Here is an 11,906-nt window from a genome sequence, read left to right as displayed (position 1 = left end):
CGCTCTATTAAAAGTCGCCCGAAGGATAAAAATCAGGCCAGGTTATTAATGCTGTGTTGGCATTAATAAAGCCACCATCAATAGCATACTGTAAGGCCCTATCCAGATTTACCACGCCATTACTAATATTAACCAAGCTAAGGCCACCTAAACCTACCGACAAGACGCTAGTTACTGCCAATGCCTCACCATTGGGGCCGAAAATCGGGCCGCCACTATCCCCGGGAATACTCGCGTTATCGGTGTTAATTTCATAGGCCCAACCACTGCCCAATATCGCTGAAATAGAACCACTTTTTGCCTCTAGCGCGCGTAAGCCAATATGGTAAGGGGAGCGCCCATAAGCGTAAACATTATCACCTACGGATGCCAAATCACTATGTAAAGATATCGGTCCACCGAAGGCGATAGCCGCAGGGTGGACGTTGGCAATATCATCTTGGTGTATTTTCACCAAGGCAAAATCATTGTAAACACAGGCATCTGAGCCCGGAGTTTCACCTGCCTCTTGCATTGCTCGCCAACTGGAATAGACAATCTCGCCCGGCTGGGTCGCATTTTCTATCATGACTTGATTGTAGCCAATCGGTAAATTATTGGTTTCACAGGAGTCGGTACCGTCGTTGGTATCTGCACTAAAGCAATGTGCCGCCACGCCAATATAAAAGGTCTCGTTATTTGGCGAAAAAATGAAATTACCCGTGCAGGCACTGCCGTCGGCAGTAATCTCTACCCCAGGGCGTATTTGACTCGCTAGCGGTGTCCCATAAACCGCCGGCACTTGAGACTCACCGTTATTAGGGGATCCTGTGGCTGGTTGCTCATCATTACTCATACCACTGCTATCAGTATCGACAGAGTTTGCATTGGACGAACCACCACAAGCACTAATAAGCAGTACCACTAGCGCAACAATCAACCACTGATTCATAAAAACTCGTCCACTGACAGTTTGTAGATTTCAGAGTAGCGGTGTTTCCAGCGCAGCCCAAGCACTTAAACCGGTAAAAAGTGGAGCATTAACGGATTTGAAAACCTCAGACGAAAAAAAACCGCGCAGTGCGCGGCTTTTTCTAAGGTATGTGCTGATTACTTACTATTCTCAAGTATGTAATCAACCGCCGCCATAACTTCTTCGTCAGAACAGCTCATACATAAACCTTTAGCGGGCATCATGCCAATATCACTGAAACCTTCAATCGCGTGCTTGTGCAGGGTATCAACACCTTTTTCAGCACGTTTGCCCCAATCTGCCACATCTCCCAGCTTAGGCGCGCCACCTGCGCCAGTTGCGTGACAACCTTGGCAGCTACTTTTGTACACTTCTTCGCCTGACTTCGCGGCACCGCCGGCTGAAGCAACCGCAGCGCCACAGGTATTATCGCCTTGCAAGCACACTTTACCTGCTGGCTGAATACGACTTTCTACTTCGGCAATTTGCTTATCTGTCAACGCCCAAGCGGATACACACACCATCACCAAACCAAAGGCGGCAACCAATCTTTTAAACATTACACTATTCACCGATAACGTCCTCATTTACTTACAAGACCTAGCAGCCCCGCATTATAATCTGGCGCGCATTATAACGGCATGCGCGCTATTACTCCAATAGCCTTGACCGCATATCAGCTAAGCAACTAAAAATAGCCAATATAGCCTCTGGATAACAGGCCGTTTCTATCAATACTGGATAATGGGGGCTTTATGCCGCCAACGAGTACCTTCCAACATACTCAACATGGCGTGTGCACAGTCGGCAAAACTGATTACCGAAAAGCTATTAAAAGGATCAAAACCCATGCGATATTGCCCTCGCATCGAGGTTTTTCGCATTTGCAGCGGCCGCACACCATACCACTCCACATCTGGATACTGTTTTAACAATTGATATTGTCGTTCTTTATCTTGATGTCGCAGACTCATAAATACTTCTGCAAACTTCCGTACAAAACGAGCGCCAATGGTAATCTGATCCTCATCAACAAAGGTACTACCACCTCCGCACCAAATGAAACGCACACCCTCTTCCGTTCTCAATGCGTCAAGAATATGCCGGCTCACATCAGTACAAAGATTTGGCAAAGACTGCTTATCTACTCCAATAGCAAACAAAACTGCCTCTGTATCAGCCAAAATAACTCGCCACACATCATCGGCGTTCAACGCATCCCCTTCAACAACGGTAATACGGTTACGGAACTCTTCCGGTAGTTTTGCTGCTGATCTGACCAGAACGGTCACTTCATGTCCCGCCGCCAAGGATTGACGTAGGCATTCGCCACCCACTGCCCCAGTAGCCCCAAACAAAGTTATTTTCATATCAACCCATCCTTGTATGACATTGTGATAGATACAAAAACCGCGATGCACAAAATAAAAAGGGCGAGGGTGGAATCACAACACCTCGCCCTTTTTTGTGATTAATTCATACTACTCAACTCGGTGTAAAGCACAAACTTTATTGCCAGACGGGTCCCGTAAATACGCGAGATACAATTTACCAAGACCACTCTCACGAATACCCGGTGCATCCTCACAGCTTACGCCGCCGTTAGCTAAACCTGCCGCATGCCAGGCATCGGCCTCTGCAGGATCTTTTGCCGCAAACCCCACCGTACTGCCATTGCCATTACTTGCAGGATTGCCATCAATCGGCTTGGTAATTGCAAAAATACCTGTGGCGGTGAAATAGAAACAACGCCCTTTTTCATCAATAACACCCGGCTCACAGCCCAATGCACCTAAAATCGCATCATAGAATTTCTTTGATTCCTGAATATCATTTGCACCGACCATAATATGACTAAACATGTTTTATTTTCCTTATGAATTTATAGTTCCACTAACTGTGTTACACCTAGCTGTGAAATACCAGTACCCGAAGGCACAATCTACTTAAGCACTATTTAGCTAAAGCAATGTACAGCTTTGTAATACCACGGTGATACCTTGCCTCGCCCAATTAACATTCTACATTTTGTATTTAGATACCGTAAACACACCACAAGACAGAAATGATTGCTGCCTCCGCCATATCAATCCTTATCAGGACTCTGTAGCGTATCTTCTTTTCTCAGATAGCCAGCTGCATCGCTATCACTCTCAACGCCATGCACAGGCGGCGCAGCTCGAGTTTGTTGATTCAACTGATAAATTTGAGAGGCATTACCTAAATCCCGCTGACTAGTAATAGCAGCAATTGACTCTCGGTCTTTGAGAAAAGACACCACATCGCGCTTAATATCTTGAAGTTGATCCTCATCCTTGTACATTTCTAATACATATCGAGGATGCTCTAAATTTTTCATGCCCGTGGCGGCAAACGTCGTGGATACTATTTTCGACACAATGACCCAAGGTGTAATGCTGCTACGCACCAAGGTATTTTCTGATCGAGTGCTGTCGTGAATCCCTGTGCCTGTTGATATTTTCGATTCAGTAAACGTACCTTCACATTTAAAATAGACCAGCAAAGATTCAAACTGAATTTCAGCAAAAAACACATGCGCATTATTCGTGAGTAAACGTGCAAATGACCTCACCACAATACCCACCAACAAAAAATGTATGCCAGTCATGGCTAAATCTAATAAGGCAATAGTTTCCGTTGACGTCGGCGCCGCGGTAAAACCAAACTCTTTAGCAAAGACATAAATATCAACCAATTGATAAGCTAAAAACAAAGTCAGTATTGTGGCAATAACAAACAAGGCATTACCACTAATAAGCGACACAAAACGTAGCTGCTCAAATAACGGACCCAAATCCATTGGCTTCACCTTAGGCTGAACTTCTTGGATCATTTCTCCCTTAAAGCCACCTTTGCCATCTATGTGCTCTCGCAATTCCGGATCCAGCTCTCGATAGACACGATTGGGCACTTCCTTATAACGACGATTTGCCATGACTAAATTATCGAGGTTTATAAATATCTCATTAGGATGAACAGATTCCTGCCAATTTTCACGTAGCTCCGACACTTCAACTACGGGGTTAGCTAAATCAAGTCGCTTTTGAAGCATCAACAAGATCAAAGCGCTAACACCAAAAGCCAGTAACAGTACCGCTATTAAATAGTAGACAGCATGTAAGCTAGGTATTACCGATAACCAGCTATCAATTTCAGCACTAGATACACCCAACAAAGAAATTAGCCACGACATCGCAACACCAAAAATAACTGGTGCTATCAAGGATAAGCTAATCACTTTTACCAGCTCGCCACCACCTTGAGCCTCAATATTACGTTCTGCACGGCGCACAATGGGTCGGCCAACCTGCCACCAGGTGTATACAACAAAAAACATTAACAAAGCAGAATACACGGGGAAAATAAGTCGCCCAGCATCACCCGCAAACCCCGCCAAGGTGACAAAAGCAACCAGCGCATAAGCCAGCAAAGAAATCACAGTACTCACCCAAGCGGCAAATAAATTCTGCGCCATATTTCGAATGGGGTAGGGCATAAATAAAAGATTGGGCAAGATGCTATGAATGCTGCGAGCAAGAAAGCCCCTAGGCTCTACAAAAGTGCCATTTTTACGACCAACAAGCATTTCTTCCAGCTCATCGCTGGTGTAATTCACAAATGCCGCTTCTTCAGCAGCGGTACTAGCTTCTGATTTACTCCGATTAACAGCTAACGAACTAGGGTGATTACGACCAACAAAATACCGCAGTACCGCATAAATGCCGCGCGCCATTCCCGCAACACCCCAACCCAAAACACCAACACCAAACACCATCAATATCCAGCCAGCAATTGCATCGTCATTAACCAAGCCAGCGGCGGAAATCAGCAAAAACAAGCCCATGAAGGTTTGTAAAAGACTGCGCCCAAAAATCACAGCGCCTTCCAATTTAAAGGGGTTTTTTAGACCTAGATCAATCGAGCCATAATCAAAAGCCACTGCCAATCTCCTTGTAAATCACAACGGCAAACCCCTGCCTCAATATTAGCAATATGGTTTACTGTACTTCCCTGTATTAAGAACGATGATTGCCAAATTGAAGATATCTGGCAATTTACAGACCAAAAATTAACGCTACAATCATAATAAGACTTCCGCCTCATCGCCACTAGCCTCTAGCCATGTTTTGCGATCTGAAGCGCGTTTTTTTGACAAGAGCATATCCATCAAACCATCGGTTTCATCACCGTCTTCTATGGCCAGACGCACCAAACGCCGTGTATTAGGATCCATAACCGTTTCACGCAGCTGCAGCGGATTCATTTCACCCAAGCCCTTAAAGCGCGTGACCGATATTTTGCCGCGTTTATTCTCGGCTTCTAAGCGATCAAGAATTCCCTGTTTTTCACCATTGTCTAAGGCGTAATGCACGTCTTTACCAATATCTATACGGTATAGTGGCGGCATGGCAATATAGACGTGACCCTGCTCGACTAGGGGGCGGAAATGACGCAAAAACAACGCACATAATAAAGTGGCAATATGCAGACCATCGGAGTCTGCATCAGCTAGCACACAAATTTTGCCGTAGCGCAGACCACTTAAATCATCGGACTCTGGATCGATTCCCATTGCCACAGAGATATCATGCACCTCTTGCGAGGCCAAAATTTGTTGGCCATCCACTTCCCAAGTATTCAGAATTTTACCGCGCAGTGGCAAGATAGCTTGAAACTGTCGGTCGCGGGCTTGTTTTGCAGAGCCGCCGGCCGAGTCACCTTCCACTAAGAACAATTCTGCTCGCTCGGTATCGACACCTGAGCAATCCGCCAATTTTCCCGGCAATGCTGGCCCTGCTGATACTTTTTTACGCACTACTTTCTTAGCTTTACGCAACCGAGTTTGAGCATTATTAATACATAGCTCAGCCAGCTTTTCGGCATCTTCGGTGTGCTGATTTAACCAAAGACTAAAGGCATCTTTGGCAACACCGGCGACAAAGGCTGAGGCTTCACGAGAGCTGAGACGCTCTTTAGTTTGCCCTGAAAATTGCGGGTCTGCCAATTTGGATGACAATACATAGCTGCAGCGATCCCAAATATCGTCTGGCGCCAATTTTACACCACGGGGTATCAAGCTACGAAATTCACAAAATTCTCGCATTGCATCCAACAAACCGCTGCGTAAACCGTTTACGTGGGTACCACCTTGCGCGGTAGGAATTAAATTCACATAGGATTCAGCAAGTGGTTCACCACCTTCTGGCAACCATTGCACAGCCCAATCAACGGCCTCAGTACGACCACTAAAATGGCCGATAAAGGGCTCTGCCGGTAGGGTGTCGTATTCACGAGTATGGGTAGCTAAATAATCACGTAAGCCATCTTCGTAATACCACTCTTCACTTTCTGTGCCCGTTTCATCAACAAAACTTACTCGCAATCCTGGGCACAATACCGCCTTGGCGCGCAATACATGTTTTAAACGCCGAACGGAGAATTTCGCCGTATCAAAGTACTTAGGGTTTGGTGTAAACCGTATAAAGGTACCGGTATTACGCTTGCCGCAACTATCAATGACTGCAAGTTCAGTGCTTTTCTCGCCATCAGCAAAAAACATCTGATGAACCTGTCCGTCTCGCTTAATGATAATTTCCAATGAGCTAGATAGCGCATTTACTACCGACACCCCAACGCCATGCAAACCACCTGAAAACTGGTAGTTATCATTAGAGAATTTACCGCCGGCATGCAGTGTCGACAAAATAACTTCGACGCCGGGCAGCCCTTGCTCAGGATGAATATCCACCGGCATACCGCGACCATTATCAGAACAGGCCAGCGAACCATCGGCAAACAAGGTTACAACGATTTCGCTCGCGTGACCTGCCAGCGCTTCATCAACACTATTATCGATCACTTCCTGAGCTAAATGATTAGGCCTAGTGGTATCGGTATACATACCAGGACGCTTGCGCACCGGCTCTAAACCGGTCAGGACTTCTATAGATTGTGAATTATATTGTGACATCTAAAACCATTGTTAGCGGCTTTGCCGCATCGACGAATTAATCTACGTTTCCACGCTTAGCAAAGAATGGAAACAATAATATGTGTTGTTGACCAAACTACCCAGCCGTAGGATGTAACTGCAAAAAAGTGACTATAGCCGCCAAGTGGCGTTCAAAATGCTGGAAGCTATGATCACCTCCGGGCTCCACCGTCATTTGGCTACGACTGTAAAATTTTACGGCATCGCGATAATCCAATGTTTCATCCTGCTCTTGGACCATCAGCCAATAACGCCCAGTATCGGGTTTTACCAGTAGCGATTCTAGGTCGGCAATATCTTGCAGCCCCAAACTAAAATCCACCCCCGTATACGGATTGTGATGATCACCAATAAAATGCTCACCAAATGTATGAGGTTGCACTGCTGGATTGATGAGTACCGCAGGGAGACGATATCGCTCAGCCAACGCCGTGGCAAAAAAGCCCCCCATAGAGCTGCCAACTAACCCTAAGGGGCCGGTATTATTCTGCAAAAAATCTTGTACTAATTGATCTAATTGCTGAAACGCAGCTGCCGGCGTATTCGACAAGGACGGCACCATATAGTGAATACTAGGATACTGCTCTGCAATATATTGCCCCAACTGCTGTGCTTTTACAGACTGAGGCGATGAGATAAACCCGTGAATATATATAAGCCCTGCTGTCATTCGTAACCACTTGCCAGATTGTCGACCGTGAATGTTACACCTTTTACCCTCGACACTCTTGTTTGAAATTGACCATTTTCCGCCAACCAAAATATTCGATAGCCGGGATTACTGTCATCAAGCGCAAAAGAATCACTATCTGGAGCGAATTGAATGCACGTAGACGGCGTTGTTAACAAGCCTTTATTTTGAAATACCATTTCAGAGTGTTGATGAACATGCCCAGAAACAAAGGCCTTCAGCTGCGGACCTGCATCAGCAATAGCAAACACATCGTCAGCATTGGCAACTCGCTGCTCATCCAGCCACGCACACCCAAGAGCCCGCAAATGATGATGCAAAAATACTAAACTTGGTTGCTCGCACGCCACAATGCCCTTGAGCACCTCAAGTTGATCGGCCGCCAGCAAGCCACCCACTTCATTTTTCACCGCAGAATTTAAAAAACCCAAGCGCCAGCCACCCAGCTCTAATTCTGACGGCATTAGCTTTTCGCCAGCAACGCTAAGCATGAGATCGGCATCGTCGTGATTGCCAGGCAACCACACCATTTGCGAAGCCACGCCATCAAGACGCGCCAGTAAACGCTGATAAGACGCCGCGTCACCATGCGCTGCGATATCGCCAGACACAATTAACAGATCAATAACCGGACATTCGCTGGCGATGGTGGCCAACACCGCCTCAAGACTATGATCGGTATCCATCCCAAGCAAGCTGTCGCCTTGATGAGCGCCTAGATGGCAATCACTGATTTGCACCACAGTCAGTGGTCTTGTATTTTTTTGAGCAGACAAAGTCACCGGATAACCCCATTATTCCTTGCTTGTTTTATACGGGATGCCCTAATCATCCGCCAGTGAAATTACGCGAACGACGTCATATTTCAAGAATATTCAGGGGATTTTCTAATGAGCGGCCGTGCCTAAGACACAAACTTAGCCATTCACCAAGGTAACGGTTTTGCTGTGCCTTTTCATCACGGTGAAACATTGCCACATTTGGATATTCATAACGCGGCTTAACCGGACGCAAACCACGCGCGCCCATGACCTCTGCCAAATTAGCATCATGGTATATACGAACCTGCAATGTTGGGGTCGGTAATTCAGCAAACAGCGGCTTGGCTAATCGCAATTCAATCATTGTGGTATAGGGTGCACGCTCCTTAACATGAAGTTCCACCGCATTAGCCGCTACCGCGAAACGCAAACAGCCACCCTCTGGTATATCACGAGGCAACAATTTTTGCAGACGACGATAGTTCATTTCACAGTCAGCCAAATGACCATTAAGGTCTATACGGTAATGGTGCTTATCCACGAGGCTCCCATTGAAATGCCGATACATTCCATAACTTTAGTTAATATTCATTCTCAATGTGTGTTTGTTTGGTACACTTAAGAGCTTTTCCACCTTCCCTCTTTGGAGACAGGTTACCTCTATGATTGCCAAACGTCATCTTCTTAGTATCTCCATTGCTGCACTATTGAGCAGCCAGATTATCCACGCTGAAACATTATTTGATGTTTATCAGCTAGCAGTTAACAACGATCCTGAGCTAAAAGCGGCTGAAGCTACCTACCGCGCCAATATTGAAACTGAAAAATTAAGCCGTGCCGCCCTGCTTCCTCAGATTACCGCACAAGCTTACTATCAAGACTCTGAAACTGAATCGCAAAGTAAGAGCATCACCTCTAACAACCTTGGTCAAACGAGTGTAATTGACCAGCATGCATCTACCGACAGCGAAACAGAAAACTACTCAGTCTCACTAAATCAAGCGCTCTTTGATTTACCCGCATGGTTCAGCTTTAAAGCAGGTAAAAAAGTCTCAGAACAAGCCGAAGCCCAATTGGCCTATGAACAACAGCAATTAATCGTTCGTACCGCCGAAGCCTATTTTAATGTGCTTCGAGGCCGTGAGAACCTTGACGCCTCTAAGGCCGAAGAGCGAGCTGCCAAGCGCCAGCTTGAACAAACCCAACAACGTTTTGATGTTGGCCTCATTGCCATTACCGATGTCCATGAAGCTCGCGCAGTCTTCGATAGCACAGTGGCACAGAGATATAGCTTTGAAGGCACATTGGCCATTGCAAGAGAAAACCTGAGCAGTTTAACGGGCCAAGAACACAACAACTTGTGGTCGCTGAAAAAAGACTTCCCCATTACGATGCCTGAGCCTAGCAGCCGTGCTGAATGGGTAGACTTTGCTTTGGAAAACAACAAATTACTACAAGTCTCCAATGCCGGTGCCAGCTCAGCTTACCAAACAGCGCAAGCTAAAAAAATGGAGCATCTACCCAAAATTGCCGGTAGCTTCAGCTACACCAAAAACGACCTAGATGGTACGACTATCTATAATCCGTCTAGCACATTTGCGCTTCCACCTGACAGCTACTCAGAAACTGACGCCCTGCGAATCACCTTAACTATGCCGCTGTTCTCAGGAGGCGGAACCAGTGCCAGCCGTCGGCAAGCTTACGAGCAGTACAACGCCGCCAACTACAATGCCCAAACCACCCAGCGCCAGGTAATTACCAATACCCGCGCCCAACACATCGCCGTCTACACCGATGTCCAAACCGTCAATGCGCGGCACCAGAATATTATTTCTACGCGCAGCGCATTAGACGCCACAGAAGCAGGCTATGACGTTGGTACCCGAAATATTGTTGATGTGTTAAATGCTCAACGCAGCTTTTACGCGGCAACGCGTGACTATACCAACGCTCGCTATGACTACGTTATCGACGTGCTGAAGTTAAAATTGAATGCCGGCACCCTAAGTCCCGCCGATATCATTGCCCTTAATAAATGGTTACAGCTTCCCGAGCCAGTCACACTTAACGGCAGTAAAACAAACAAAGCCGCAAAATCGTAAAACCTCCGAGTGCAGGTCTAAATGGCCTCGCGCTCTTGCAACGCTTGCTCAATAATCGCAAGTAAGCGTTGCAACGCCCCCCTGTTGTTTTCAACTACCTGCTTTGCAGCCGCCCCTTGACGCTGAGCGCGTGCACTATCGGTAAACAAGGCTTGTAATGTATTTGACAGTGACTGAGCATCTGCCAATTTTAACAAACCGCCTTCGGCACTCAGCAGCGTACTAATTTCAGTGAAATTAAAATCACTGTTGCCACTTAACACCGGTAAACCCCACGCTGCGGGTTCTAGCGTATTGTGACCGCCATGTTCAATAAGACTACCACCCACAAAAGCAATATCCGCGCAACCTAATAACAGTAGCAACTCACCCATGGTGTCACCTAAGACGACCTGAGCATCCTCAGCACTGACGCCATCTTTATAGTCGCTGCGACGTTGAAAGCTAAAACCGCCAGCGGAGATTAACCCCGCCACTTTATTGAAACGCTCTGGATGCCTGGGCACCAACAACAGCAAAGCACGCGGCTGCCTTTGCAGCAGTTCACGATGCGCCGATAACATAATCTCATCTTCACCGGCATGGGTACTCGCGGCAATCCATACCGGCCGTGAGCCAAGCCACACCACCCGTAAATCCTCAGCCTCTGTTCGCAGTGTTTCGGGAATCGCTAAATCAAATTTAATACTGCCGGATACAGTCAAACGGGCCGGCGACACCCCGAGGTCAACAAACCTTGCTCCATCTTCGGCCGACTGCGCCACCACCTGTGCAAACTGACTGAATACTGATTGAGTTAATGTTGCTAAGTGCCCATATCCACGAGAAGAACGGGCCGACAAACGTGCATTCGCCAAAACCACCGGAATACCCTTAGCTGCCGTTTCACACACCATATTGGGCCAAATTTCCGTTTCCATAATAACCGCAACGCTGGGCTGCACCCGCTTTAGAAACCGCGCTACTACATCAGGCAAATCATAAGGGGCGTATACATGAAATACGCGATCACCAAACATCGCCTTTACACGCTCTGACCCCGTTGGCGTCATAGTGGTTACGACTACAGGCAAGCTAGGATGATTCGCTAGAAAATGCTCTATGATTGGCGCCGCGGCAATACTTTCACCTACGGAGACCGCGTGAATCCACAAGCCATTTTTTTGCTCTGGCACTGTAAAAAAACCAAAACGCTCAGCAATACGGTAGCGATAAGCTGGCGCTTTCAAACCGCGCCACAACAAGCGCAGCAAGATCAGCGGCAACATTAAATAGAAAAAGGTAGTGTATAAAAATCGGGACATGTCGGGTATACGTTTCCATACTCAAGCAAATGCGGCCAGCATAACGACCCGTAGACAATCAGGCCAGCCGCAAAGAGAAAACC

Annotated in this window: 11 protein-coding genes; 1 reads left to right on the top strand and 10 read right to left on the bottom strand. The window is 46.8% G+C overall.

Going from position 1 to position 11,906, the window contains the following annotated elements:
* Window positions 1–7 precede the first annotated feature (7 nt).
* The 9 genes from AELLOGFF_RS17185 to AELLOGFF_RS17145 all read right to left on the bottom strand — a co-directional run bounded on the left by AELLOGFF_RS17185 (window position 8) and on the right by AELLOGFF_RS17145 (window position 8,958).
* The gene (locus tag AELLOGFF_RS17185) at window positions 8–931 is read right to left on the bottom strand and encodes a trypsin-like peptidase domain-containing protein (RefSeq protein ID WP_159270236.1); all 924 of its coding nucleotides are present in this window, start codon (window positions 929–931) and stop codon (window positions 8–10) included.
* A gap of 158 nt (window positions 932–1,089) precedes the next feature.
* Window positions 1,090–1,512 (bottom strand): c-type cytochrome, encoded by a 423-nt coding sequence (locus AELLOGFF_RS17180; RefSeq protein ID WP_159270235.1) that lies wholly within the window; start codon window positions 1,510–1,512, stop codon window positions 1,090–1,092.
* 171 nt (window positions 1,513–1,683) lie between these two features.
* Window positions 1,684–2,322, bottom strand: coding sequence for an NAD(P)-dependent oxidoreductase (locus tag AELLOGFF_RS17175; protein ID WP_159270234.1), 639 nt, complete (start codon window positions 2,320–2,322; stop codon window positions 1,684–1,686).
* A gap of 111 nt (window positions 2,323–2,433) precedes the next feature.
* Window positions 2,434–2,814, bottom strand: a complete 381-nt coding sequence (locus tag AELLOGFF_RS17170) for a VOC family protein (RefSeq protein WP_159270233.1) — start codon at window positions 2,812–2,814, stop codon at window positions 2,434–2,436.
* 224 nt (window positions 2,815–3,038) lie between these two features.
* Window positions 3,039–4,913, bottom strand: a complete 1,875-nt coding sequence (locus tag AELLOGFF_RS17165; protein WP_159270232.1) for a hypothetical protein — start codon at window positions 4,911–4,913, stop codon at window positions 3,039–3,041.
* 141 nt (window positions 4,914–5,054) lie between these two features.
* Window positions 5,055–6,944 (bottom strand): DNA topoisomerase IV subunit B, encoded by a 1,890-nt coding sequence (gene parE, locus AELLOGFF_RS17160; protein WP_159270231.1) that lies wholly within the window; start codon window positions 6,942–6,944, stop codon window positions 5,055–5,057.
* Between the two features lie 97 nt (window positions 6,945–7,041).
* The gene (locus tag AELLOGFF_RS17155) at window positions 7,042–7,635 is read right to left on the bottom strand and encodes a YqiA/YcfP family alpha/beta fold hydrolase (RefSeq protein ID WP_159270230.1); all 594 of its coding nucleotides are present in this window, start codon (window positions 7,633–7,635) and stop codon (window positions 7,042–7,044) included.
* A complete protein-coding gene (locus AELLOGFF_RS17150) occupies window positions 7,632–8,438 on the bottom strand; it encodes a metallophosphoesterase (RefSeq protein ID WP_159270229.1) in 807 nt (268 codons plus the stop codon). The genes AELLOGFF_RS17155 and AELLOGFF_RS17150 overlap by 4 nt, the downstream gene beginning before the upstream one ends.
* 76 nt (window positions 8,439–8,514) lie before the next feature.
* Window positions 8,515–8,958 carry a DUF1249 domain-containing protein gene (locus AELLOGFF_RS17145; RefSeq protein ID WP_235035682.1) on the bottom strand — a complete coding sequence of 148 codons (444 nt, stop codon included), beginning with the start codon at window positions 8,956–8,958 and terminating at the stop codon, window positions 8,515–8,517.
* A gap of 121 nt (window positions 8,959–9,079) precedes the next feature.
* Here AELLOGFF_RS17145 and AELLOGFF_RS17140 point away from each other — a divergent pair, with 121 nt between their 5' ends.
* On the top strand, window positions 9,080–10,519 hold the full coding sequence (locus AELLOGFF_RS17140) for a TolC family outer membrane protein (protein WP_159270227.1): 1,440 nt from the start codon (window positions 9,080–9,082) through the stop codon (window positions 10,517–10,519).
* Window positions 10,520–10,536: 17 nt separating this feature from the next.
* Here AELLOGFF_RS17140 and waaA read toward each other — a convergent pair whose 3' ends face one another.
* Window positions 10,537–11,823, bottom strand: a complete 1,287-nt coding sequence (waaA, locus tag AELLOGFF_RS17135) for a lipid IV(A) 3-deoxy-D-manno-octulosonic acid transferase (protein WP_159270226.1) — start codon at window positions 11,821–11,823, stop codon at window positions 10,537–10,539.
* Window positions 11,824–11,906 lie beyond the last annotated feature (83 nt).

The organism is Zhongshania aliphaticivorans (assembly GCF_902705875.1).
Classification (GTDB): domain Bacteria; phylum Pseudomonadota; class Gammaproteobacteria; order Pseudomonadales; family Spongiibacteraceae; genus Spongiibacter; species Spongiibacter aliphaticivorans_A.
This window is presented reverse-complemented; position numbering and strand designations above follow the sequence as displayed.